The 25,633-nt window shown below is 41.0% G+C and carries 25 protein-coding genes and 1 tRNA gene; 17 read left to right on the plus strand and 9 right to left on the minus strand.

The genetic code is table 11. The features are described from left to right. Nucleotides 1-10: 10 nt before the first annotated feature. Both ACWATR_RS25690 and ACWATR_RS25695 read left to right on the plus strand, forming a co-directional pair. Nucleotides 11-448, plus strand: a complete 438-nt coding sequence (locus tag ACWATR_RS25690; protein WP_460338608.1) for a DoxX family protein — start codon at nucleotides 11-13, stop codon at nucleotides 446-448. Between the two features lie 22 nt (nucleotides 449-470). Then, entirely contained in the window at nucleotides 471-1,037 is a 567-nt protein-coding gene (locus tag ACWATR_RS25695) for a DUF2808 domain-containing protein (protein ID WP_460340670.1), read from the plus strand. A 142-nt stretch (nucleotides 1,038-1,179) separates the two neighbouring features. On the opposite strand, the gene ACWATR_RS25700 is transcribed toward ACWATR_RS25695, so the two are convergent. From ACWATR_RS25700 to ACWATR_RS25710, 3 genes are all read right to left on the minus strand, one after another. After that, nucleotides 1,180-1,401 (minus strand): PIN domain-containing protein, encoded by a 222-nt coding sequence (locus ACWATR_RS25700; protein WP_460340674.1) that lies wholly within the window; start codon nucleotides 1,399-1,401, stop codon nucleotides 1,180-1,182. A gap of 80 nt (nucleotides 1,402-1,481) precedes the next feature. After that, complete coding sequence (locus ACWATR_RS25705; protein WP_460338610.1) at nucleotides 1,482-1,787, minus strand: type II toxin-antitoxin system VapC family toxin; 306 nt, start codon at nucleotides 1,785-1,787, stop codon at nucleotides 1,482-1,484. 2 nt (nucleotides 1,788-1,789) lie between these two features. Then, on the minus strand, nucleotides 1,790-2,062 hold the full coding sequence (locus tag ACWATR_RS25710) for a DUF2281 domain-containing protein (RefSeq protein WP_460338612.1): 273 nt from the start codon (nucleotides 2,060-2,062) through the stop codon (nucleotides 1,790-1,792). Between the two features lie 814 nt (nucleotides 2,063-2,876). On the opposite strand from ACWATR_RS25710, the gene ACWATR_RS25715 reads away from it, so the two are divergent. After that, entirely contained in the window at nucleotides 2,877-4,196 is a 1,320-nt protein-coding gene (locus tag ACWATR_RS25715; protein ID WP_460338614.1) for an acetyl ornithine aminotransferase family protein, read from the plus strand. 129 nt (nucleotides 4,197-4,325) lie between these two features. Further along, on the plus strand, nucleotides 4,326-5,321 hold the full coding sequence (locus ACWATR_RS25720; RefSeq protein ID WP_460338616.1) for a 2-oxoadipate dioxygenase/decarboxylase family protein: 996 nt from the start codon (nucleotides 4,326-4,328) through the stop codon (nucleotides 5,319-5,321). Nucleotides 5,322-5,353: 32 nt separating this feature from the next. Here ACWATR_RS25720 and ACWATR_RS25725 read toward each other — a convergent pair whose 3' ends face one another. Further along, on the minus strand, nucleotides 5,354-5,617 hold the full coding sequence (locus ACWATR_RS25725; RefSeq protein ID WP_460338618.1) for a hypothetical protein: 264 nt from the start codon (nucleotides 5,615-5,617) through the stop codon (nucleotides 5,354-5,356). Nucleotides 5,618-5,940: 323 nt separating this feature from the next. Here ACWATR_RS25725 and ACWATR_RS25730 point away from each other — a divergent pair, with 323 nt between their 5' ends. The 5 genes from ACWATR_RS25730 to ACWATR_RS25750 all read left to right on the plus strand — a co-directional run bounded on the left by ACWATR_RS25730 (nucleotide 5,941) and on the right by ACWATR_RS25750 (nucleotide 8,401). Then, nucleotides 5,941-6,429 (plus strand): DUF1499 domain-containing protein, encoded by a 489-nt coding sequence (locus ACWATR_RS25730; protein WP_460340677.1) that lies wholly within the window; start codon nucleotides 5,941-5,943, stop codon nucleotides 6,427-6,429. A 136-nt stretch (nucleotides 6,430-6,565) separates the two neighbouring features. Beyond that, a tRNA-Val gene (locus ACWATR_RS25735) sits at nucleotides 6,566-6,637 on the plus strand. 227 nt (nucleotides 6,638-6,864) lie between these two features. Beyond that, on the plus strand, nucleotides 6,865-7,452 hold the full coding sequence (locus ACWATR_RS25740) for a TetR family transcriptional regulator C-terminal domain-containing protein (RefSeq protein WP_460338620.1): 588 nt from the start codon (nucleotides 6,865-6,867) through the stop codon (nucleotides 7,450-7,452). Between the two features lie 4 nt (nucleotides 7,453-7,456). Next, complete coding sequence (locus ACWATR_RS25745; protein WP_460338622.1) at nucleotides 7,457-7,846, plus strand: tautomerase family protein; 390 nt, start codon at nucleotides 7,457-7,459, stop codon at nucleotides 7,844-7,846. A gap of 111 nt (nucleotides 7,847-7,957) precedes the next feature. Further along, nucleotides 7,958-8,401 carry an acyl-CoA thioesterase gene (locus tag ACWATR_RS25750; RefSeq protein ID WP_460338624.1) on the plus strand — a complete coding sequence of 148 codons (444 nt, stop codon included), beginning with the start codon at nucleotides 7,958-7,960 and terminating at the stop codon, nucleotides 8,399-8,401. A 422-nt stretch (nucleotides 8,402-8,823) separates the two neighbouring features. Here the strand turns inward: ACWATR_RS25750 and ACWATR_RS25755 are convergent, their stop codons facing one another. Together ACWATR_RS25755 and ACWATR_RS25760 are read right to left on the minus strand one after the other, a co-directional pair. Continuing rightward, a complete protein-coding gene (locus ACWATR_RS25755) occupies nucleotides 8,824-9,591 on the minus strand; it encodes a DsbA family protein (protein WP_460338626.1) in 768 nt (255 codons plus the stop codon). A gap of 199 nt (nucleotides 9,592-9,790) precedes the next feature. Further along, complete coding sequence (locus ACWATR_RS25760; RefSeq protein WP_460338628.1) at nucleotides 9,791-10,672, minus strand: 4-hydroxybenzoate solanesyltransferase; 882 nt, start codon at nucleotides 10,670-10,672, stop codon at nucleotides 9,791-9,793. 359 nt (nucleotides 10,673-11,031) lie between these two features. Between ACWATR_RS25760 and ACWATR_RS25765 the strand changes: the two genes are divergently transcribed. The 4 genes from ACWATR_RS25765 (at nucleotide 11,032) to ACWATR_RS25780 (ending at nucleotide 16,480) form a co-directional block, all read left to right on the plus strand. Next, nucleotides 11,032-12,684 (plus strand): Ppx/GppA phosphatase family protein, encoded by a 1,653-nt coding sequence (locus tag ACWATR_RS25765; protein WP_460338630.1) that lies wholly within the window; start codon nucleotides 11,032-11,034, stop codon nucleotides 12,682-12,684. 812 nt (nucleotides 12,685-13,496) lie between these two features. Continuing rightward, the gene (locus ACWATR_RS25770) at nucleotides 13,497-13,700 is read left to right on the plus strand and encodes a hypothetical protein (RefSeq protein ID WP_460338632.1); all 204 of its coding nucleotides are present in this window, start codon (nucleotides 13,497-13,499) and stop codon (nucleotides 13,698-13,700) included. A gap of 436 nt (nucleotides 13,701-14,136) precedes the next feature. Next, a complete protein-coding gene (locus ACWATR_RS25775; protein WP_460338634.1) occupies nucleotides 14,137-15,204 on the plus strand; it encodes a DMT family transporter in 1,068 nt (355 codons plus the stop codon). Nucleotides 15,205-15,370: 166 nt separating this feature from the next. Further along, nucleotides 15,371-16,480, plus strand: a complete 1,110-nt coding sequence (locus tag ACWATR_RS25780) for a peptidoglycan-binding protein (RefSeq protein ID WP_460338636.1) — start codon at nucleotides 15,371-15,373, stop codon at nucleotides 16,478-16,480. A 347-nt stretch (nucleotides 16,481-16,827) separates the two neighbouring features. Here ACWATR_RS25780 and ACWATR_RS25785 read toward each other — a convergent pair whose 3' ends face one another. From ACWATR_RS25785 to ACWATR_RS25795, 3 genes are all read right to left on the minus strand, one after another. After that, a complete protein-coding gene (locus ACWATR_RS25785) occupies nucleotides 16,828-17,283 on the minus strand; it encodes a DUF2141 domain-containing protein (protein WP_460338638.1) in 456 nt (151 codons plus the stop codon). Nucleotides 17,284-17,551: 268 nt separating this feature from the next. After that, nucleotides 17,552-19,108 (minus strand): ammonium transporter, encoded by a 1,557-nt coding sequence (locus ACWATR_RS25790; RefSeq protein WP_460338640.1) that lies wholly within the window; start codon nucleotides 19,106-19,108, stop codon nucleotides 17,552-17,554. Between the two features lie 393 nt (nucleotides 19,109-19,501). Next, nucleotides 19,502-20,995, minus strand: a complete 1,494-nt coding sequence (locus ACWATR_RS25795) for an ammonium transporter (protein WP_460338642.1) — start codon at nucleotides 20,993-20,995, stop codon at nucleotides 19,502-19,504. Nucleotides 20,996-21,836: 841 nt separating this feature from the next. On the opposite strand from ACWATR_RS25795, the gene ACWATR_RS25800 reads away from it, so the two are divergent. From ACWATR_RS25800 to tnpB, 4 genes are all read left to right on the plus strand, one after another. Continuing rightward, nucleotides 21,837-22,322, plus strand: a complete 486-nt coding sequence (locus ACWATR_RS25800) for a glutathione peroxidase (protein ID WP_069071206.1) — start codon at nucleotides 21,837-21,839, stop codon at nucleotides 22,320-22,322. Nucleotides 22,323-22,454: 132 nt separating this feature from the next. Continuing rightward, the gene (locus ACWATR_RS25805; RefSeq protein ID WP_460338644.1) at nucleotides 22,455-23,279 is read left to right on the plus strand and encodes an SDR family oxidoreductase; all 825 of its coding nucleotides are present in this window, start codon (nucleotides 22,455-22,457) and stop codon (nucleotides 23,277-23,279) included. 22 nt (nucleotides 23,280-23,301) lie between these two features. After that, nucleotides 23,302-24,231 (plus strand): alpha/beta fold hydrolase, encoded by a 930-nt coding sequence (locus ACWATR_RS25810; RefSeq protein WP_460338646.1) that lies wholly within the window; start codon nucleotides 23,302-23,304, stop codon nucleotides 24,229-24,231. 98 nt (nucleotides 24,232-24,329) lie between these two features. Further along, nucleotides 24,330-25,565, plus strand: a complete 1,236-nt coding sequence (tnpB, locus tag ACWATR_RS25815) for an IS200/IS605 family element RNA-guided endonuclease TnpB (protein ID WP_460338648.1) — start codon at nucleotides 24,330-24,332, stop codon at nucleotides 25,563-25,565. Nucleotides 25,566-25,633 lie beyond the last annotated feature (68 nt).

Raw genomic sequence — 25,633 nt, forward strand, 5'->3', positions numbered from 1 at the left:
GGCAAAAGCTATGAAGAAGTATAAAGAAATCTTACGTGTTGTCCTTGCCATATCCATCATTGTGGTTGGAGTGACACATTTTGTGATTCCAGAACCATACGTCAAAATTATGCCACCGCAACTTCCTTATCCTTTAGGATTAGTTTATCTCAGTGGCTTTTATGAAATTTTGGGTGGTATTGGGTTATTAGTTCCGCCTGTAAGTCAAGCTGCTGCTTGGGGACTTATTGCTCTTTTTATTGCGGTTTTCCCAGCCAATATCAACATGGCGGTTAATCATATTCAGCTAGAACATATACCAAACTCACCTTGGGTACACGTAGTTAGACTTCCCTTCCAAGCTGTTTTAATTGCTTGGGCTTGGTGGTACACAAAATCTTCGCTTGGGGAAAAACAAGCTTCTATTATTCCCAAGTCACTTATTCCTAAAGAACTAGAATTGGAATGAGTGCGTTTTTTATATCTAAATGATGCGCGTTGCAACTTTGTTTAAGATAACACTCTCGTTAGCAATAGGCATTGGAGCAGTTTCGGTTCCGGTGACTCAAGCTGTGCAACTTAGAGATGGCATAGTCTATTTTGTCCAACCGCCGAAACTTGTTGATGCGACAACTACTTACAAAGATGTGAACGTTTGGGGCGCAACTTACTATTTCACCATCAATGTGCCGGAGAATGCTGGAGAATCCCTCCAAAAGGTAACGATTACTCAGAAAGAGGGAGCAGAAAATATCCGCTATGACCTTAATGATACCCGCGCATTTGTCGGAACACGCAATCGCAAAGAAACCCAACTGCAACTAGGTTCAGTCACAAACGAGCGCAAGACACGCACGGTTATTGTAAACTTTGACCCACCTGTGATTCCGGGACAGACAATTACAATCGCCCTCCGCCCTGTGAGTAATCCCAGCTTTTCTGGTGTCTACTTATTGGGTGTCACAGCATTTCCTGTGGGTGAAAAATCTCATGGTCAATTTCTTGGCTTTGGACGGTTTCAGTTTTACAACAATAGGGGAAGTTGGTGGTTCCGGTAGTGGGAATAGGGAATGGGAAATGGGGAATATTTTCTACAAGTACGGCGTTGGGAATGGGTGTGGAAATATTTGTGAGATGTGTGGAGAAGTTTTTGAATTAATTGAGTAGGTGTAAATTAGCTGTTTTTTTACCCTGTTTAATTTACACCCAACTTTCCCAAGAAATTTCTCTTACTTGTCGCATTCGCTCAAAGTCGCTATCAGATGAAACAAGAGTCAATGAATGACGTAAAACTGTAGCAGCTATCCAGAGGTCATTTTCACTAATGCCTATGGTATTTAGTTTGGTTGTTTTACGTTTATTTTTTTCTTTTGGGCCGAATTGTTTGATAATTTCTGATTTAAAGTCACCGTAGATTTCAATACTTGTCGGTTAAGGGGAAAAGGGGAAGGTGGGGCCCCCTCTGGGGATAAGGGGCGGGGGAAAGGGGAAAGAAAAAACCTTTAACCTTTACCCTTTAACCTTTTCCCTAAACCAAATTCCGAGTTAAAAATCCTTAACCGAGCAGTATTGCCGTAGATTTCTGTTGTTTCTTTATCGATCCCGTATAGGTTAATTCGTTTGAGAAATGCATTAATTTTTATTAAATTAGCAGCTTTTTGATGTGAGTTTTGTGCCATAAAGTGCAACTCACCAGCAACAATAACACTGGTTGCTAATTGTACCTGACCAAGCGATCGCAAGTGATTTACAACGCTAGGCACACCTTCCATCAAGAAGGAACAGTGATTAGTATCCAAGAGATACATAATTAAAATTCTAGAGGTATCCGACTGTCATGAACTAGTTGCAGGCATTCTCTAATATCTGAACCTTCCCAACTGCCCACAAATTCTAATAAATCTTCAGCAGTAGAACCTGTTAAGGTATGCTCTGTTGTAAGCATCTGAGCAGATTGGCTATCTGAAGATATGCTGTTTGTTTGATGTTTGGCTTGCAAAAATCGCACAAAATCTAAAATTTCCTGTAATAAGGGTTCAGGTAATTTTTCTAGTTCTTGATTAATTTGTTCCTTAGTAGTCATTATTGGCCCTGTGTTTACAAGGTTGAAAAACTGGGTATGATTTTGTTATTACATTTATATATTATCTAATGTTGAAATATTGATTTCGGCTTTTTGTGTTTGCCAAGCGTGCGCCTTAGTGCCTTGCCTATTTAAACAGTGACAGGTAACGAAAAGCTAGAACCCGCAATGCGACTTGAAAACTAACTATTGGAGTCGCAAAAGCAGCTAATGTGACTTGAAAACCAACTATTGGAGTTGCAAAAGCAGCTAATGCGACTTAAAAGCTAACTTTTGCGTAAGTCTAGCCTAAACCTCGTCTACCTTGAGAAAGCGATCGCGGTCTTCGTCACTTAATGGATTAAGTAAATTGGAATCCAATGTTTTAATTACAACATTCTTGCCATGCCGATCCTCTGCAAGTTAAGTGATAGCAAAGTTACCCTGTCTTAAATCTTGTTTAATTTCCTACTGATCGCGGTGTAACTTTTGTCCAGATACCCAAGTCATTGGTTAATTATCTCAGAGACTTTTATTAATTTTTGCATAAAGTAATTCTCTGTGGATTTAATACACTTTCTTCCGTAAATGTTCTGTAGCTTGCAGCCTGACATCTAATAGTGAAGCTCTTATGCTTGCTTCAAAAAATATAATATGACGCGATCGCAAAAGTTGTGTTATAAAAACGGGCAAAGTCTTACAAAATACGAAAATCTTTAGTATGAAGCTTTTTCGGTAAATGCGTAATTTCTACACCAATGGCATCAAATGCTACTGCAACCAATCAACCTTTAGCGTTTAATCATCAGTAATCTTTAAAAAAATAGAAAAAATAATGTTAAGTATACCTATTAACTTAAATTTACCTCGTATACCCCATTTAATAACTTCTTTACCTGGGCCTCGCGCTCAAGCAATTGTACAACGCGATCGCGCGGTAACTTCCCCTTCTTATACCCGCGATTACCCGTTAGTTGTATCTCGCGGTCAGGGCTGTATGGTGGAAGATGTGGATGGCAATGTATTTCTGGATATGACCGCAGGTATTGCCGTTACCGCCACCGGACACGCCCATCCGGAAGTGGTGAAGGCAATTCAAGAACAGTCGGCGCGTCTGCTGCACATGTCAGGGACAGATTTTTATTATGAGCCGATGGTGGAACTAGCGGAACAATTGGCAATCCGCGCTCCCTTTCCCCAGTCACAGAGTAAGAGTGCATTCCCTGCAAAAGTATTTTTCACCAATTCCGGGGCAGAATCCAACGAAGGAGCGATTAAACTAGCTAGATATTACACCAAGCGATCGCTAATCGTGGCATTCTTAGGTGCATTTCACGGACGCACTTATGGAGCAATGTCTCTCACTGGTTCCAAAGCAGTGCAGCGAGCTAACTTTGGGCCTCTAGTTCCTGGGGTTACTCACATCCCCTACGGCACTCACGCTAGCTTAGATTACCTGGAACAACAGCTATTTACTACGATTTTACCACCGCAAGAAGTCGCGGCGATCGTAGTTGAGCCAATTCAGGGAGAGGGCGGGTATATCGTACCGGAAGATGGTTTTTTGCAACGGATTCGGGAGATTTGCGATCGCCACAGTATTCTGATGGTAGTGGATGAAGTGCAAGCAGGGATGGGGCGGACTGGTCGCCTATTTGCGATCGAGCATTGGGGTGTGATGCCTGATATCATTACCACTGCTAAAGGTATCGCCAGTGGTATGCCATTAGGAGCGATACTTGCCAGACCAGAGTTAATGACTTGGCCTCCCGGTTCTCACGCCACCACATTTGGCGGTAATCCCGTAGCTTGTGCTGCTGGTATTGCCACACTGCGACTGCTAGAAAGTGGTTTGATGACTAACGCTACCCAGATGGGAGAATTATTACAAGCTAGTCTTACCGAGTTGCATCAAAAATGTCCCAGAGTATCGCCGCCACGAGGTAAAGGTTTGATGGTAGCGGTAGATTTATTGGATGAACAGGGTAATCTCGATCATAAATTGCGCGATCGCATTATCCAAGAAGCTTTTTTACGAGGTTTATTATTACTAGGTTGCGGTAAAGCAGCAATTCGTTTCTGTCCCCCTCTAATTATCGACAGCGACCAAATTCAAATTGCCCTTCAGATTATCAGCGAGATTTTAAGTTCTTAAAATATTAGGGAGAACAAGGGAGAAATAACCAGTGCTTAATGACAAATGACAAATAACAAATAACAAATAACAAATGACAAATACCAAATGACAAATACCAAATACCAAATACCAAATGACAAATGACAAATGACAAATAAAATAGCCCTTGATTTATGGAAATTACTTTGGCAAGAATACAGCGCCAGGGTAAATCATGCCCGTACCTACCAGCAAATGATTACTGCTGCGGGTGGGACTGTCGCCAACGACCACATCGCCTTTCGGTCTTTGCGTTTATTAGTAGATAGTTCACAAGGTCAAGTTAACTTGGGAATTGACTACCTTGGGCAACTTGCAGAAGCCTTGGGTTACGTGGCGGCTGGAGAATATACTTTTGCTCAAACCCATCTGTACGCCCGTCATTATCATCATCCACAGCAAGAGGAATTTAACTTGCCCAAACTGTTTATCAGTGAGTTGATTGTCGATGAATTACCTACTAATATTGCCCAACTCATCTCTAAAACAGTATCTTCAATCCCAAAGGAACTCACCTCACCCCTGAATCTTCTCAAAAAAGATGGGAACATTGAAACCATCGCCAAACGACTTCAGCAAGTTTTCATCCGCCCTTGGCAACCTCCCCAACGTTCTGTTATCGAAGAGGTGAATCAGGTTACTCAGTATGGGGCTTGGGTATTGCTGCACGGATATGCTGTCAACCACTTTACAGGCTACGTCAACGGACAGAATACTCCAGAATATCCAGACATAGATACTACCGCCAGTGCTTTAGCTAACCTGGGTGTACCAATGAAAGCAGAGATAGAGGGAAATGTTACTTGTGGTTTGCGGCAAACTGCAACTCAAGCAGTAAGGTCAATGGTGACAGTGTTAGATGATGATAATGGTGCAGAAATTCAGATTCCTTGGACTTACGCCTATTATGAAATTGCCCAACGCTATTTAGTAGAAGTGGAATCTGGAAAGCAGGTACTTTTTGATGCTTTTTTAGGAAGTAATGCCCAGCAATTGTTTGAAATGACTCGACTATGGTCCAATACAGTTCAGAATGAGCAACAAAACCCTCATGTAGAGACGCGATTTATCGCGTCTTCAAAGACCAATTACCTACACCAATAACTCTTAACCCAACCGTATTGGTCTATAGTCAACTAAAATACTTTTGGTTGCTGCCATAGGATGAGTTTCAATTCAGAGCAGTAGCAAGTCTCATCACTGATTTGCTGTTCGTGGTCAGCTATCCAATCATAAATTTGTGTAGCTTTTGCTAATGCAACTTTTTCTGATCGATAAAGCTGAGGAGTAGGGCAGTAGGCTTGGCCATTGATGTGTATAGCTGCAATCTGCCAATAATCGCTCTCTGGTACAATTTCTAAAAACCCGTTACTGTAAGGCTGAATTATTCCTATGTTCATCTACAACCATCAAACTTTCTAACATTGGCCACAACGAAGCCGATACCAGCCAATTCTTCTGAGTCAAAGCTGGAATCACCAGGGAATGCAGTAGCAAGCCCTAGTAATGATTTTGGGTTCGTAGTCAATGTAAATCTGAATTATTGGTCACTTTTTAGCTTTATTCCTTTATTGGCACCAATAATGGCAAAAGGGACTGTTCGGCGCGGGTGCATTCGGATTGCCCAAACTCAGAGTGTAACGGGATGGATGATAATGTGTAGAGCGAACCCGCAACTAGCAGCGCTCACCCGAAATGACCGAACAAAAGGAGTAAATTTATGATGTCCCGCCTGCTAAAAGCTTTCCGGCAACGATTCTTGCGGAGTGTTGCTTTTGCAATACTCTTAACTTTGATTAGTAGTTTAATACTTCCTGGGGTTACTTGGGCTTCTTCTAGCTTGGGAGTTGATAATGGTCATCTTAGTTCTTGTCCGGCTTCAGACAACTGTGTTGTCAGTCAAAACGCAGATTCCAAACACGCCATCGACCCGATTCCCTATCATGTAGACCGCAGTGCAGCCAGAGAAATCTTACTAAAAGTTATCGGCGTTGTTCCCCGTACAGAAATTGTAGAACAAACAGATAATTACATCCACGCTCTTTCTAAAAGCCGCATCTTCAAATTTGTTGATGATGTAGAGTTTTATTTACCTCCCGATGAGTCAGTAATTCATCTGCGCTCGGCATCTCGCGTGGGAGAGTCGGATCTCGGTGTCAACCGCAGACGATGCGAGCAAATTCGTCTGGCTCTACGTGATTTAAATATTTGATTTTTGTAAGCCGCACACTCGTGACTTCCAGTCATGAGTTAGGCACTCGATATTCTGTCTGAAACACCTTATTTAATTTGCATAATATTGAAAAATAGCGAAAATGATAGTAATTTATGATAGTATAAATAGTCTTGGGCGATTAGCACAGGGGTAGCGCACATCCTTCACACGGATGGGGTCACTGGTTCAAATCCAGTATCGCCCACTCATACACAGTAAAGCTTTCAGCCAAATTAATTAACATATCCTTCAGTAAAGTATGCCATCTTCTGAAAGGAGATTTTATAATAATGCCTAGTTCATCACTCAGGGCAAAAAAATATTGACTTACAAGCAAATATTATGCTATTTTCAATCAGACCATTCGGTCGGTAATATTTTATTTATAGCAATTTTCAATTCAATAAATTCCCCCCTCCAAAAATTGCTCTAATGTCCAAAGGCGAAGAAACAAAAAGCAGAATTCTCCACCAAGCAGCTGAATTGTTTAACCAACAGGGTTATGCAGGCTCATCGATGTCAGACATCATGCGTGTTACTGGATTGCAAAAAGGAGGAATTTACAATCACTTCCAAAGCAAAGATGATCTGGCACTACAGGCTTTTGATTTTGCGATCGCTCGCATCAAACAGCATACTAGATTTGCATTACGAAGCAAACGCCACGCAGTAGAACGCCTGCAAGCAATCATTAGCATATTTAGTAGCTTCGCAGAAAATCCACCTATCAAGGGAGGGTGTCCACTGCTGAATACTGCTGTGGAGAGTGATGATGCTCATCCGGCGTTGCGAGAACGTGCTCAACAAGCGATGAACTCTTGGCTGCATCTGATTCGTCGAATTATTGAAACTGGAATTGAAAAGGGTGAAATTCGCCCAGAAGTGAGTGCTGATGAAATCGCTACCATCATAATTGCAACATTAGAAGGAGCCATAATGATGAGCAAGCTTTATGGAGATTCTATTCACATGCACAGGGTAATTAATCACCTGAATCAGTACTTGGAAACTCACCTTTAAATTTATGGTACAAATCAAGGTATATGGTTTAGCAGATAAATTAAATCTTGTTAAAAGTGAACTATCAAATATAATCCATACCTCTGTCATTGAAGTTTTACAGCTTACCTCTGAAAAAAGATTTCACCGTTTTTTCCCACTGGATAAATCAGATTTTTACTATCCATCTGATAGATCAGATAATTATCTGATTATCGAAGTTATCATGTTTGATGGGCGCTCGGTGGAAACAAAAAAAGAGTTGGTTCGCCTGCTGATTAAAAATATTAATGAAAAGTTGAATATTCCTGTGTACGATATTGAAATCACAATTTTTGAACCGCCCAAACATAACTGGGGAATTAGAGGTTTACCCGGTGACGAGTTAAATTTAAACTACAAAATAGAAGTTTGAAACTATTATGGTCAATTGGTTATTAGACAATTAATATTTACCAACTCTTAAAAGATAGAATTATTTTACGCTTTTACAGACCGATCGAGCTTAAAAAAATTGGGAGAAATAATGCTAGTAAATAACAACTTACACAGACCATTAGAAGTAGTATTAGCAATTCCTGTAAAAACATACGACATTGATTTTATGGGAATCGTCAGTAATATTGTGTATATCAGATGGCTAGAGGATTTACGTTTAAAGTTTTTAGATGAACATTGGCAAATCAATCAACAAATTGAGCAAGGATATACACCGATTCTAGCTGGAACTGAAATTGAATATAAACGTCCGATAAAGATTATGGATCAAGTGATTGGACGTTTATGGCTGAGTAATTTAGGACGCTTGAAGTGGACTGTGCAAGCTGAAATTTTATCTAACAATGAGTTAGCAGCAGTGGCTAGTCAGAAGGGTGGTTTTGTCAGTTTGCAAAATAATCGTCTTGTTTCTATTCCAGAGGAATTACAGAATAAATATTTACAGTATCAACAAGGGATTCAGAAAATTTAACAATTTAGAAGCTTACTGCTAACACACCAACTGAGATTTTTTCATAAATTAAATTCTTGTGCGTCAGATAGCGCTACGGAAGTGGAGTTAGTTGCAGTTTATCAACATGGTAAACAGAAAGGAAAAGAGTTGGTTGAGCGTCTTACGAAAGTTGCCTAAAGCTATCTTTAAGAACATGAGGAGTAAGGAAAATTTCTCTTCGTTACTCCTCATAAGCTACTCCTTACACTTGCTTCAAGTACAACAGTTTACTGATGCACTAAACCTCTAACTAAAGATGCACATTATTGTTAAATAAAGAGGTATTTATCTAAACAGTTCTTATGGAGATACAATAGTCACACAGTATAAATTTATCAAGCTTATTGCTGGATACTAGCGATCATCAAAGCAACGTAAATCCATTTGTTAGATACATCATCTTACTTGGCATCAGCCAATATATTTTTGATGTCTGCTAGCTGCACTACTCCTGAAAAAGTTGGACTATTAATTACAAAGAAAGGTGTGCCGGAAACAGCCAATTTTTCAGCTAGCTGGATATCTTTATTAATTGCGGGAGTGGCAAGAGTCAAGTCACGTTTAAATTTACCCAAATCCAGATTCAGGTTTTTAGCAATATCTAAATATAACGCTTCACCCAGTTGTTTTTGATTAGTAAATAGGGCATCATAATATTCCCAAAACTTACCCTGTTGATGTGCAGCCCAAGCCGCTGTCGCAGCTGGCAATGCTTCAGCATGAATTGAAGTCAGCGGTAAATTCTTGTAAACTAATCTTAGGTTATTTGGATACTTTGCTAACAAATTTTTCAAGGTTTTATGCGCCTCTGCACAATAGGGACATTGAAAATCTGAAAATTCTATCAGCACAGTTTTTGATTGAGTTGAACCTGTGGTGGGAGACTCACCAATTACTATTTGAGGATTCGTTTTGAAATCCTGTACAAATGCTTGCCGTACTTGTTTGATTTTCTGTTGTTGTTGCTGCTGATAGGTTTGAACAGATTCAATTATTACATCTGGGTGTTCTCGGATAATTTGTAACACTTGCTGTTCCAACTTTGGATCAATGGTGCTGGTAGCTTGTGCAGGAAATGACCAGGTGATAAGCAAACAGAATAAACCTATTGCTGCCCAAGTACGTAGATACTGAAGTAATGAACTAAAGCAATCAAAGAATCTACCCATACAAAAACTCATAAATACTTCTTTAAGGGGATTCTATACATTACTTGAGACTTCTTGCAGAAGTGGGTAAAGGGGAAGGTGGGCCCCCTCTGGGGATAAGGGGCAGGGGGAAAGGGGAAAGGATGGAATTTTCCCTTTCCCTTTAACCTTTAACCTTTCCCCAACATCTTGCAAAAGTTACTTTTGCAAGATGTCTTTGTTAAAAAGATCCAGCAATCATCCCAGCAAGTAAAATAAAACCAATCCACACATTTTGCCGGAACATCTCACCATAAACACGGTTAGGTAAGTCTTGCTTTGTTAATTGTAGAGACTGCCAAACCCATCCGATAGTAGCAACTGCAAGGCTAATCCAGAAGGCTAAGTGCAGATTTATGACTATGCCTAACCAAGCCAATAACAAAATTGTGCCAGCAAAGAAAATTCCAATAGCAACAGGGGCATAATTTCCAAAAAATAGAGCGCTAGAATTAACACCAATGCGGCGATCGTCTTCCTTGTCGCTCATGGCGTAAACTGTATCAAATCCCAATGTCCACAGTACAGTCGCGCCCCAAAGTAACCAAGTTGGTTGGGAGATGGTTTGTGTAACTGCACTCCAGCTAATCAACACGCCAAAACCCCAAGCAATAGAAAGTACCAGTTGCGGTACGGGAAATACCCGCTTTGCGCCTGGATAAAGCAGAATTACTGGCACTGCTGCCACACATAACCAGAAACTCAAGGGATTAAGATAAAAAGCCAGGACTGCTGCACATGCTAGCGAGACGATCGCAACTACAATCCCAACTTTTACAGACAAGGCGCGAGAAGCGAGGGGGCGATCGCGTGTTCTCTCCACTTCTGGATCAATATCCCGATCCCACAAATCATTGACTACGCACCCAGTCGCACTCGTGGCCAGAGTACCCAATATAATCACACCAACCAGAGGCAAAGGCGGTTTCCCCGAAGCTGCCAAAAATACAGCCCAAAGGGCAGGAATCATTAAAATTAACCGTCCTTCTGGTTTATGCCATCGCAAAAGCCGGATAATTGTAAGCCAAACTGGTTCCTGGGGGCGTTCTGGCGTCCTTAGCATAGAATTGTTACTGGGATTGGTTACTGGGGATTGGGTACTGGGGATTGGGAAAACTTTTCGTCAGTCCCTACTTCCTAGTTCACACATCTTTACATCTATAGAATAACGTTATTTGTTATTTGTAAAAACATAACCTCAAGTGGCAACTTTAAATATCTTTAAATAGTCACTAGGTTAGAAGCAGTAGGGTGAATATACTTAGCTCAATTACCCTCAGCCAAAAATGAAGATTGCTGGGTATTGTTAGTTTACTCAAAACTCAGTATTCAGTTTGAGCTAGTGTGTTGCAATAAATATCAGTGCCAGCTACCCCGACATACCACCGTTTGCCATCATTTCTTATAAAGAGAGAAAACTAGATGCTGAATTTAGTTTCGGCTAGCTGGGAGAGTGCTACAACTCAACCACCTAAGCAAGACCGGATTATTGCTGCCATTGACCTGGGAACAAATTCTTTACACATGGTAGTAGTGAAGATTGACCCTACACTACCAGCTTTCAGCATTATTGCTAGAGAAAAAGAAACCGTGAGACTTGGCGATCGCGATCTGACGACAGGGGAACTCAAACCGGAGATCATTAAAAAGGCGATCGCAGCTTTAGGACGTTTCCAAGAAGTTGCCAAAACTATCAACGTTGAAACAATCATCGCTGTGGCAACTAGTGCTGTGCGGGAAGCCCCCAATGGTAAGGATTTTTTGCACAAGATAGAAACGGAGTTGGGTTTAAGCGTTGACTTGATTTCTGGTCAAGAAGAAGCGCGGCGAATCTATCTTGGCGTGCTGTCGGGGATGGAATTTCACAACCAGCCCCACATGATTGTTGATATTGGCGGTGGTTCCACAGAGTTAGTTTTGGGCGATAGTCACCAAGCACGCACTCTCACCAGTACCAAAGTCGGTGCAGTGCGACTCACTAGCGAGTTAATCACTACCGATCCCATCAGCAACACTGAGTTTCAGTATCTACAAGCATACGCACGTGGGATGTTAGAACGTTCTGTGGATGAGATACTAGCAAACCTAGAGTTTGGCGAGTCTCCGCGTTTGGTAGGTACATCTGGCACAATTGAAACCCTGGCGATGATTCATGCGCGAGAAAAGTCAGGTGTCATTCCTTCCACACTCAATGGCTATCAGTTCAGTCTTAAAGACTTGCGAGAGTTGGTAAATCGCTTGCGGAAACTCAGTAATTCAGAAAAGGCTGCGATTCCTGGAATGCCAGATAAACGATCTGAAGTTATACTTGCTGGCGCAGTAATATTACAGGAAGCGATGACCCTTTTGGGTAGTGAATCGATCACAGTTTGTGAGCGTTCTCTGAGGGAAGGCGTAATCGTAGACTGGATGCTAACCCACGGTTTAATTGAAGATAAGCTGCGCTACCAAAGTTCAGTTCGGGAACGGAATGTTCTCAAACTCGCTAATAAATACCATGTCAATTTAGAATATAGCGATCGCGTTGCAAAATTTGCCGAGAGTTTATTTGACCAAACCCAAGGTATTCTGCACCACTGGGGATCTGATGAACGACAACTGTTGTGGGCGGCTGCAATATTACACAATTGCGGTCATTATGTCAGTCATTCGTCTCACCACAAGCACTCATACTATCTAATTCGCAATGGTGAATTGCTTGGTTATACAGAAACCGAGATTGAAATCATTGCCAATTTAGCGCGTTATCATCGCAAATCGCCGCCTAAGAAAAAACATGAAAATTACCAGAGTTTGCTGACTAAACACCAGCGACAAATGGTCAGTCAATTGAGTGCAATTCTCAGATTAGCGGTGGCATTAGATAGACGACAAATTGGTGCGATCGCTCAAGTCCAATGTGAGTATTATTCACAGTTTCGGCAGGTAAATTTGCTAATTTTCCCTTCTCAAACTGATGATGACTGTGCTTTAGAACTTTGGAGCTTAGATTATAAAAAAGGAGTATTTGAGGAAGAATTTGGAGTGAAATTAGTAGCGAGTTTAGAAAAGTCTAGCGTTACTAGCTTGTCTTAGAAACTAGAGTGCGTTAACGGAGTGTAACGCACCTGTACATAGTTTGTATGGAGTTTCTCGCTTGAGTGAGATACAAAAACCCCAACCCCCTGCCTGAAGTACGAAATATGCTACTATAGCAATCCTAAATGAGTTGTGAAAATTTGCGTTGTCCAGATCCCCGACTTCTTTGAGAAGTCGGGGATCTAATTTTTCATGAATGATTTAGGACTGCTATACGTTGCTTTTTCTCAGGGGTTTTCAGCATCGCCCTTATAATTCATCAGCTTAAAAAGTTAGGCTCAATATAAAAGCTTGGGGTAAAAATTAGATATAGATATTTATCTAGTTACTTTCTAATTAGCAAGAAAAGCATCTATTATAACATAAATTTATCTACCTTAATATGCTTTCAAAATTTAATTAAACCTCCTATCTAATTTTGGCATCCTACTTAAGTACCAATTTATAAACTGCCCTAAGAAGCATTTAAAAATAAAAACTACTAATTAGAATAGAATTAACAATCTATTTATATAGGTTATGTTGCTATTGGATATCTAAGCCGGGAAAACTTAGATATCCTTATATAAAATTTCAATAAAGCAGACTCAATTGCTAAGTTCTCTGCATTGGTGAATACCTAGATTTCAGCGTAGATATCGTACTACATTATTGTGATAATTTATCAGATTTGGGAGTTATGCTCGATATCAAAGCTTCAGGTAAGTAAGTCGCCGAGAAAAATTCAATGTATATGAAGAAATAATAAAGTAAGCAAGGTATGTTATCCCGTAGGCTAAGGCACTTTGGATTGTTGACGGTGCATTGTGGTGTGTGACACACGCCCTACATTGAAATTCATTAACATAGCTGGAAATAGTAGCACCGACTTACTTAATAAATATGATGAATTTATCTGTCAGAGTTTGCAAACTCGGTTAAAAACAGCCAAGATTGTGACTTTAGAAATTGAAGTATCCAAAACCGAGCATCCTTGGATGAAATTTGCGGTTATGTTCTACTACTTCCTCTAATATACAAGGCTGGGTTGTAGCTTGCTTCCTTGCAGAGTTACCTACGGTGTACACACAAGTCCTAAAAATCTGGCTTATTTCTCGTTCCTAGTCTCCGACTGGGAATGCATTCATTGAGTCTCTGACTCAATGTCTGACTAGAGGCAGAGCCTCTAATAGCCCATTCCCATGCAGAGCATGGGAACGAGATAGCGAGATAAATGAGAGAACAAAGGGAAATCGAGCTTTTTTAGACCTGTGTATACACCGTAGCCGCAGAGTTACGGAGCGAAACTTAACAAATCCCTGAAAATTTTGGGTTTCCTTCCTCAACCCAACCTTTATTTGAGTATTAATTCCTTCTCTCTCAGACGCTACACGAACACAAAACTACATAATTCGGTAAAATTGGGTAAAGCAATTTTTGCGCTTGTTAAACAAAGGCATCAGCAAACCCATGCAACTGAAACTCAGTGCATCTCGACTTCCCTTCGCCCCCCTCTTGTTAATTGCCCCCTTTTTCCTATGGGGGACGGCAATGGTAGCCATGAAAGGAGTGATACCCCACACCACACCGCTATTCATGGCGGGAGTACGTTTGATACCAGCAGGGATGTTAATTCTGATCGCAGCAGCATTTATGGGTAAACCCCAGCCTAGGGGTTGGGCTGCATGGCTGTGGATTGCCTTATTTGCCCTTGTAGATGGGACGTTATTTCAAGGCTTTTTGGCAGAGGGATTAGTCAGAACCACTGCGGGGTTAGGGTCTGTGATGATTGACTCGCAACCCTTGGCTGTTGCTTTACTATCATTGTGGCTATTCCAAGAACACATTGGTTTTTGGGGATGGCTAGGATTAGGCTTGGGAGTCACAGGCATTAGTTTAATTGGCTTACCTGATGAATGGATTTTACATTTTCTCGACTCAGGGGTGAATGTCACAATTGGCAGCTGGCAAGATTTGTTTGCTAGTGGCGAGTGGTTGATGCTGTTAGCTGCGCTATCAATGGCAGTGGGAACAGTGTTGATTCGGTTTGTGTGCCGATATGCTGACCCAGTAAGTGCTACAGGATGGCACATGATTTTGGGTGGATTGCCACTATGGGGAGTTTCATCAGTTGTCGAATCCCAGCAATGGGAGAATCTCGGAGGATACGATTTAGTGGCTTTGGGTTATGCTACCGTATTTGGCAGTGCGATCGCTTATGGATTATTTTTCTACTTTGCTTCTAGTGGCAGTCTCACCAGTCTTAGTTCCCTCACCTTCCTCACGCCCGTTTTTGCCCTACTATTTGGTAATCTCTTCCTCTCAGAAGTCCTCAGTCCGTTGCAGTGGATAGGAGTATTTCTCACTTTAATTAGCATCTATCTCATTAATCAACGTGATACTTTAGGAGCGCATAACGACACAGTTACTGTCGGCGAAATAGCAAATATACAGCAACCAGTTTTAGAAGCATCTACTAAAAAATTAAATCCCATAACACTAACAGTCAGAGAATCTGAATCAGAAATTTCACCCTAACTCGTTCAAAAAGAGTAATGACAAATAAAAAATAAAAAATGACAATTAACATTTGGTCATCTAGAAGCTATTGTGGTATCGAAGACTTCAAAAGCACGTTTAGGCTGAAACTTGCAATATGAGGCTATGCCGTTCCTCAATTCTTATATTTACCTGTTTTTCTTGTGTGGGTTTTTATCCAATTCGCTCAAGCACAGCTGCACCTAACCTAGCACCTAAAATTTTAGAACTTGCACAAGCTAGTTCGAGAGTTACTGCTAGTCCAGATGTTTGGAGATATGGTAGTCGAAAATCAGATGTGCAGATATTACAAACCCAATTAAAGCAGTTGGGATACTACAGTGGCGCTGTAGATGGACAGTACAACGCCAGTACGGAAACCGCTGTAGCTAAATTCCAGAAAGCAAAGGGTTTACAAATAGATGGTCTTGCTGGTCTGACGACTAGAGAGAGACTGCAAGCAGATTTGGCAGCTAAAAATCAGATTGTCACTTCTCCAATAATCACCTCTCCAATTGTCGCCCCTTCTGCTCCAACCTCCCCAGCAACTACAACACCCAAGCCAACTGAGAGAGGCATTGTCTGGTGGTTAATATTTGCCATTGGAGTCCTGGGATGTATGGGAGCACTTTTTTACCTGCTAAGGTGGTTTCGTCAGGTTAAACAAGTTCAAAAGTCCGAAATATTAGATGATGAAAGTCTGACTGAAGCGAATATAAAACCGATTACATTACACTTACCAGAGATAGCAAATAATCCACAAACAGCTACACCACCACTGTCTACAAAATTGCTACTACCAGAAAAAACTTCCCGACTTGCTAAACTCAATATCGTTGATGAATTAATTCAAGACTTACGCAGTCCTGACCCAACGAAGCGGCGCAAGGCTATTTGGGATTTGGGTCAGCAGGGAGATTCGCGGGCAATTCAGCCGATGGTTGACCTGATGATTGATGCTGATTCTCAAGAAAGCAGTTTAATTTTGGCAGCTTTGTCAGAAATTGGCATCCGCACACTCAAGCCGATGAATCGTGGTTTAGCAATTTCATTGCAAGATGAAAGTCCACAAGTGCGGCAAAATGCGATTCGTGACCTGACGCGCGTTTATGACATGATGGGTCAAATGAGTCAGATGTTGCGCCATGCGCTGGAAGACCCAGATGCCGAAGTGCAAGCAACAGCACGATATGCTTTAACTCAGATGAATCGAATGCGTGGCTTATCGGAACAACAAAGTTTAACGGAAGATTCACACAACGATTCACAACAATAGAGCAAGAGCTATTAAAACAATTCGCAATTCGCACTCTTGCTAACGCCCCGCTCCGCTAACGCAATTACGTTTTGCGTTAGCGAGTCTGCGAGCGTCCGGGGATTTAGACCCCCACCCAAAACGGGCTGTTTGTCTTGTTGGGGACTTAAACCCCCAAAGTTCGTTCAATTTTAGATTTTAGATTTTAGATTTTTCTTTCAATAGACATCTCCAGAAAAGGCGTAGAGACAATTCATGAATTGTCCCTACAAAGGGTTTCAGGTAATGCATATTTAATTTTCACCAGATGTCTAATCCAAAATCCAAAATCTCAGTTGTGCTGGAAATGCACCAAGTTTAAATCTGCTCTAAAAATATTTCAACTGGATTTGGATATTGGTATCCGGGCCTGCCACTAAAAATGCTGCTTCGCTAAATTTGGGCGCTCTTGCCAGAATTTCTGGGTTGCTGGAAAATCCAAAGCCTTCGCTTGGTATACCAAGAAGATTGCTATTGAGAGTGCGGTCATTATTTTGATCGTGGAAGACAGCAACGGCGTACCTACCTGCTTTCAAGTTATCAAAGGTAATGGGGAATGGAGTGTCAGTAATTTTGGTACACTGCTTTTGTAAGACGCGATCGCGATCGCCAGGAAATCCTTCACTGTTAGCAAATATACTGGCACAGATTTGTCCTTCTTTATTCTTAAAGCCATCAATTTCCACGGTGAGTTTGCCGTTAAAATTTGCCTTGGCATCAAATGGCCATACCAGATTTCCCAGAACTGCCAATAGCAGCATCCTACCTCTCAATCCTCTCACCATAAAATTTCTACAATGTAAAATAAGTTTTCACTTTGATTCAGATCACGCAGGCTCATCGTGAGATTACATTATTCGGTCAATAATCGCAAGCATCCTGGCATATTTTTTCTATAGATGGCTGCCTCCTGCCTTCCTCGATAAAAAATTAGAAAAGTAGGAGGTATAAAACCCCCTACTTTTTCCCGCTTGGATAGAGAATTTTGCGGGATCAGTTCAATCTACTAATAGTGTGTTGGTAGCTCACATGAGAAACCAAAAAATATTTACCCTACAATCTCCCAATTGAGCCTTGTCCTTCAGAAAATCCAGTTGCATCACCTTCTTTGAGAAATCCACTGTAGGCTTCCATACCGTGTTCACCGATATCCAAACCTTCTAATTCCTCTTCTTTAGATACTCTAATACCTAAAGTAGCTTTCAGTGCCAACCAAAAAATACTACTGAGTAAAACAGTGAAGCCACCTACTGAGAGAACGCCTAGCAACTGAACACCAAACTGTCCAAAGCCACCACCTGCAAATAAACCTTTTTCTGGGCCAAGTGCATACCAAGAATAAACACCAGGGCCGACAGACCATAGACCCACTGCTAGAGTTCCCCAGATACCACAAACTAGGTGAACTGAGGTAGCTCCCACTGGGTCATCAATGCCAAGTTTGTCAAAGAAGGTTACAGAGAAAACTACCAGTACTCCAGCAATGAAGCCAATTAATAAAGAACTAGGGATATTTACGTAAGCACAAGGCGCTGTAATACCAACCAAGCCAGCCAAAATACCATTGATAATCATTGACAGGTCTGGTTTACCTAAATACAACCAAGCTGTAATAGTAGCGGCAATTCCACCGGCAGCAGCAGCCATGTTAGTGGTTAGAGCAATGTGACTGATCGCACCAGGATCGGCAGCCATTACAGAACCGGGGTTGAAACCAAACCAGCCCAACCACAGGATCAAACAACCCAAGGTAGCAATACTCATGTTGTGACCGGGCAGTGCTACAACTTGCTTGTCTTGATATTTACCAAGACGGGGCCCAAGAAATGCTGCTCCCATTAAAGCTGCCCAGCCACCTACGGAGTGAACCACCGTAGAACCGGCAAAATCCCAAAAGCCTCTGTCTGCTAGCCAACCACCACCCCAAATCCAATGTCCGGTAATGGGATAGGCAATACCTACAAGTAAGAGGCTGAAAATTAGGAAGTCAGCAAACTTAATCCGTTCGGCTACTGCACCAGAAACGATTGTTGCTGCTGTTCCAGCAAACACTAGCTGGAATAAAAACTTGGCTGCTAAAGGTACACCAGCCCAATTAAGAGCACCAAAGACACCTTTATAAGCGTCTCCTGTGGCGGGACTGTTATCTGCTCCTCCTAAGAAAAACCCATTCAATCCAATGAAGTCGTTGCCATCACCGAACATTAAGGCAAAACCGATGGCCCAAAAGGCAACGGTGGACAGAGCAAATACAATCAAGTTTTTGGAAAGAACGTTGACAGCATTTTTCTGACGACAGAAGCCCGTCTCTAACATACAAAAACCAGCGTTCATGAAGAACACTAAAAAGGCTGCGATCGCAACCCACAGGGTGTCAAGAGCAACTTTAAGTTCTGCTGTCGTCGGCCCTGCGGCTGGAGTCTGAGCGACTGCGGCATAACCCCAACCCAACACAATCAAACAAGCTATAGGTAAACAAGCTTGCCAACTGGGAGAAAGCCGCTTCATCACTCGATCAAATAGCTTGACTTTAGAGTTGGGTTGTGAGTTGATAGCCTGATTTCTCGCAGACGAATACCTATTTTTTGTTTTCGATTTTTGTTTGTACATGAATTTGAGCATCATCCTCTAAACCATCCTTAAAAAAGGGAAAAGACAGGTTAAACAGAAAAAAACTAGCGTCCGAAGTTAGATCCAGTGGTTTTTGATATTTTTCCTTTAGACCACTTGTTTAAAAAACAGAAACTCAAATAACCTTAATAGGAGTTTAAGAAACTATTGGCACATCTGTAAATATTTTTTGTAGTTCTTCGTAAGAAATTTATGATGTAGTTTCTGAAATAGTCAACTCTTCTTCACTTAATCTTTAATCTTTTGAAGAAGGGTTTTTGGCGAGTAAATTGCCCAAAATTGTCTTGATAATCTCAATGAAAAATACAGTAGGAAGTGACAACAAATTTGTGCAATATGAATTATGACTACTGTAAAATGGCTGTTTTTCAGCTAAAAGCGTGATTGTTCGCTCTCTTCGGTGTCGAAACCGCTGACTTCAGGAGTCTGATTGCGATTTTTGTCTTCTTCTTCAATAAATTCCTTGATCGCATAAACATCAGGCCATATTGACGCGCCATGTTCATAGAAATCAATACCAATGCGATCGCCTTCAGGATGGACACGTAGGTGTCCCAGTGCTTTTAGAACACCGAACATCAAAAAGCTAAAGCCAACAGTAAAAACTGCGATCGCTACTACGCCCAAAAGTTGTATACCTAATAAATCAAAGCCACCACCTAAAAATAACCCTGCTTTTTTGTTGAGGGTGAGTTCTCCTTGACCTAAAAAGCCAACGGATAGAGTACCCATCATGCCATTGATCCCATGTACAGCAAATGCCCCCACCGGATCATCAATGTGAAGTGACTCAATTAAATCCACTCCCAAAGTAGCCAAAATACCACCCGTTAACCCAATCAAAACCGCAGCCCAAGGTAAAACATAGGCGCAAGGAGCTGTAATTGCCACTAATCCTGCTAGAGAACCATTAAGAGAATAAACCAAATCCCACTTACCTGTGCGGGTATATTGAAAAATTAGTGCTGATAATGCTCCGGCTCCAGCGGACAGTGTGGTGTTAACTGTGACCAAACCAATCAATCCTGGATTCCCAGTACTGAGGGTTGAACCAGGGTTAAAACCGTACCAGCCAAACCATAGAATCATTGTTCCGAGAGTTGCTAACCCTAAATTGTGTGCTGGTGGTAATCTTCCCCAACCAGGACGATCAGGACGGGAACCAAGCAAATAAGCACCTACTAGCGCTGTCCAGCCACCAACGGTGTGGACAACAGAACTACCAGCAAAGTCGTGATAACTCAATTTGGCTAACCAACCGCCGGAGTTCCAAACCCAGTGAACGATGATTGGGTAGCTACTTGCCCCCATAATGCCGCTGTAAATTAAGTCGCCAATAAAGTCGGTTCTTCCAGCCATTGAACCAGTGGTGATTGTACTGGCGGTAGCAGCAAAGGCAAACTGGAAGAAGAACAAGGTATAGGTATTGATGGCGGCTGTAGAACCTGGCGCACCTAATATATAGCTACCATCAGCACCAGGTAGCTGACTGAGGAAAAAGTTATCTATGCCAACTAACCCGCCAGCACTTGTACCAAAGGCAATCCCAAAGCCGATTCCCCACCACACTAAGATAGTTACAGCGGCATTAATGAAGTTTTCTAGTAAAACGTTAACTACACCTCTTTGCCGGATTAAACCTGCTTCTAACATGGCAAAGCCGGTTTGCATGAAAAATACTAAAAACCCAGTGATTAGTACCCAGATAGTATCAATGGAAATTTGCAGTTTCGTTGTAGTTTCAGATAAAGACTGAACGGTGGGAGGATCTACCGCCTGTACAATTGCGGGGGCAAAAACTGCGAACACTATTGAAGCGATCGCTAGCGCCAGTAGGCGATGCCAGGGTCGAATATGCTTACTCATTGCTACTTTTTCCTGCTGGAAAAGCGGTAATTGATGTTGGTAATAGACTTAGCAAAATCAATTAACTTAATTAGATTAGCCAAGTAAGATTTTAGAAAACACTTTGGTCAATCATTATCTCATTGTCTGTGTCAGTTATTTTTGTGGGAACCAACTTTTTCTAATATCAAAAACTCTGATCAAAAAACATAAACATTCCTTCACAGAAATTATGAGACTACTTCTTGTTTCACTTTGGTAAATTTATGCCTAAACGGATAAATTTGATTGATTGTCTATTTACTTACACCAAAAAACTGTATCGTAGAGTACATTTTTTCAATTCTGTTATGGAGGATAGCTGCTGATAGAACAAAATAAGTGACTATATCCTTTCTGGCTAAGTATTTTCCGATATCAGCATCGGACAATGATACATACAATTAACTTTTTATACAAAAAGTTAATTACTTGTTACTTTAAAGATGCGTTGAAAACCAATAATTCTCCTAATTCATCTCTGCGAGAAAAGGTTTGTATTAAAAGCAACGCAGATTTCCAAAACCGATCCTGAGAGAGGATGAGTCGAGGTATTGATAGAAGAGTGATCACAGGCGATCGCTATTTTAATTGATCGGGTGTACCAGTTGAGTAGAGACGCGCCGCCTTCTGGCTAATCTTTAGACATCGCCTAACCGAGTAGCAGAACCATCTATCGAAACTTCCATACAACCTTGTAGCCTGAGTTAAACAGAATCGTATGGGTAACAAGCTTAACAAACCTAAATTCCTTAAACAAACCGGGTTTAGAGTACCTGTAATATGGGAGACTTGGCAATATTCCCTATAAATCAGATTCAAGATGAGCAACACAATTTCAGACATTGCGGTTAAAACCATCAATGGTGAGGATAAGCAATTAAACGACTACACCGGGAAGGTACTCTTAATTGTGAATGTGGCTTCCTACTGCGGTTATACTTCTCAATACGAGGGGTTAGAAAAGTTGAACCAGAAGTATGGGGAAGCAGGATTACATATTTTAGGATTCCCTTGTAACGATTTTGGAGCGCAAGAACCAGGAAGCAATGAAGAAATTGTGCAATTCTGCACAAGTAAATATGGCGTTAGCTTTGAACTATTCGATAAAGTTCATGCCAAAGGCTCACAGCAGCATCCACTTTATGAACGACTTACCAAAGCCGTTGAGCCAACGGGAACTGTTGCTTGGAACTTTGAAAAATTTTTAGTTAATAAACAAGGTGAAGTAGTCGCTCGATTTAATAGTAGCGTCCAGCCAAATTCACCAGAGATAATTGCCGCAATTGAGAAAGAATTAGCAAAATAGTCATTAGGTAAAAAATTTTGTACTATTAACTATTGACTGTTATTTCTGGACTGTCAAATTTATTGACGTCCAGTTCTTTAATTGAGAATATTGTCTCAATGAGTAGTTTAATTTATTTGTGTCGAATCTGTCATGAACGTTGCAATCATTGGTTGTGGTTATGTTGGTTATAAAGTTGCTCAATACTGGCATCAAAATATGAATTTTGTTGTTAGTGTAACCACAACTTCCCCTGAGCGTGTCCCTGCATTACAATCAGTATCCCAAAGAGTTGTAGTTACCTATGGGAATAACTTAGATAGTCTAAAATCAGTTTTGCACAATCAAGATGTTGTACTTTTGAGTGTTGGTGCAAAAGGTGGAGAAGTTTATGAAGAAACTTATCTACAAACCGCCCAGACTTTAGTTTCATCCTTGCAGCAAATTCAAAGTGTAAAACAATTAATATACACAGGTAGTTATGCTGTGTATGGTGACAGAAATGGTGTATGGGTAGATGAAGAAACGCCACTTGCACCGGCTAACTTAAATGCACAAATCCTCCGGAAAACAGAGGATGTTTTGCTATCAGCATCTAACGAAAATCTCCGTGTTTGTATCTTCCGCTTAGGAGGAATTTATGGGACTGGTAGGGAACTAGTGAAAATCTTTAGTAGATATTCTGATACAGTCCGTCCTGGCAATGGCGAAGATATCACAAATTGGATTCATCTAGATGATATTGTTGGTGCAATAGAATTTGCCCGTCAACGTCGGTTACAAGGGATTTATAATCTAGTAGATGATGCACATCTCACTAGCCGAGAATTGTTAGATAGCTTATTTGAAAAACATAATTTACCCAAAGTTAAATGGGATACTTCTGTTAAGAGTACCCGCCCATATAATGCTTGGGTATCAAATGAAAAGCTCAAAGAGGCTGGATACCAGTTCATTCATCCACAGATAATTTTTTAGGAAGTATTAACCACTAGGAATTATGCAACCATCTGCTGTAGCGAACACAACAAATTTGACAGCATCTCCTAGCCAGTTTTACAGTTGGCAGAATTATCGTTGCGCCTACGAAATTCATCAACCAATTAATACAACGTCTGAAGGCGTTCCTTTACTATTAATTCATCCGATTGGCGTCGGATTGTCGCGGCAATTTTGGCAGCGATTTTGTCGCGAATGGTATGATAAAGGTCAGCGTAATTCAATTTACAATCCTGATTTACTAGGATGTGGTGAAAGTGATATGCCTCATGTAGCTTACACTCCTAGTGATTGGGCAGAACAGTTGCAGTACTTTTTACAAACAGTAGTGCAAAGACCTGTCATTGTAGTAGTACAAGGTGCTTTATTACCAGTTGCTATCCAATTAGTCCAAAAGGAATCAAATTTAATTGCCGGCTTGGTACTTTCTGGGCCGCCAGCGTGGGATTTGATGACAAATAAACCACCAAAATGGCAGGAAAAATTCCTTTGGAATGTGTTAGATTCGCCTTTTGGGAGTGCTTTTTATCGCTATGCACGCACCCCAAAATTTTTGCGTTCTTTTTCAACTCGTCAACTCTTTGCCTCTGAGAATGCTGTAGATACAGAGTGGTTGAATACATTGATTGCAGGTGCAGAAAATCTTGCTAGTCGCCATGCAGTATTTTCTTTTTTAGCAGGATTTTGGCGAGATGATTATACTAGTTTTATCGCCTCTATTGAGCAACCAACATTAGCGGTTATGGGAGAAACTGCATCGAGTATTAGCCAAGACAATAAAAAAGAAACGCCAGATGAACGCTTGGCTCACTACCTCGCTTGTTTGCCTCAAGGTCGAGGTATAAAAATAAATGGGCGGAATGTTTTACCCTATGAATCAACTGCGGAATTTGTAGCTGCGATCGCGACCTTTATTAATGAAGTTTCTTAGCTAATTGATGTCTTCAAGCCGCACACTCGTGACTTCCAGTCATGAGTTAGGCGCTCTATATTAGTTAAAATTGAATGATATTCAGCAAATTCAAGAAATTGTCATCCATCCAAAAAGCATTTAAAGTTACTCTCATACCCACGCATAATCAAGAAGTCTTAATCAACAAGACAATTGGTTGTGCCAGATATGTGTATAACCGCTTTTTGGCACTAAGACAGGAGTTATATGCCACGGAGCAGAAGACTTTAAACTATAATACTTGCAGCCAGCAACTAACTCTACTCAAAAAGGAGATTGAGTGGTTAAAGGAAGTAGATAAATTTGCTCTGCAAAACTCACTCAAGAATTTAGAGACAGCATACAAAAACTTTTTTGCTGGCTTGAAGAAGTCTAAAAATAAAAAAGGTGTCGGCTTCCCCAAGTTCAAAAAGAAGCATGGTTGTAAGCAGTCTTACAAAACCAACCTTACCAACGGTAATATTCAGGTAATAGATAATCGTTTAAAGCTTCCAAAGTGTGGATGGGTAAAGTTTCATAAGTCGCAAGACATTACGGGGAAGCTTATCAACGTTACTATAACTCGCACTTCTTCTAGTAAATATATTGCCAGTATTTTGTGTGAAACCGAGATAGAGAAATATCCCCAAGTAACACAGAATATCGGGTTGGATTTGGGAATAAAGTCCTATCTCGTTACTAGCGATGGTGAAGTTGTAGATAACCCAAAATATTACAGAATTCAAAAAAGGAAGTTACGCAAGGCACATAAGAAACTATCTCGCACTGTAAAAGGCAGTAGTAATAGAGTCAAAGCGAAAATCAAGCTGGCTCGTACATACTCACGAATTACCAATCTCAGAGATGACTTTCTGCATAAACTATCAACTCGTCTAATCAAATATTACAGTATTATCTGCATTGAGGATTTACGAGTTGCCAATATGGTGAAAAACCACAAGTTAGCACTGAGTATTTCAGACACTAGTTGGTCGAAGTTCATTACCATGCTCGAATATAAAGCTTTATGGCATGACAGAATTGTGCAGAAAGTCGGAATGTTTTATCCCTCCTCTCAAACTTGCAACTGTTGTGGTTTTATTAATCCACTAGTCAAGAATTTAAACTTGCGTGAATGGTCTTGCCCTAGTTGCAATAGCTATAATTTGAGGGATAAAAACGCAGCACTGAATATATTAAGCGAAGGTTTGAGATTATTAACCGCCGTCGGTACGCCGGAGGTTATAAAAAGCGCCTGTGGAGAACTCGTCAGTCCTGGAGCAATTCAGGCAGAGATCGTTGAAGCAGGAATCACGCGACTTCAAGTCGTGTGAGGTTCAAAGTTAGATCATACCAGTTCTCCCATGATAGGTTATGACTGGAATTGATTACTAAAGGCAAG

Source organism: Nostoc sp. UIC 10890 (assembly GCF_054786515.1).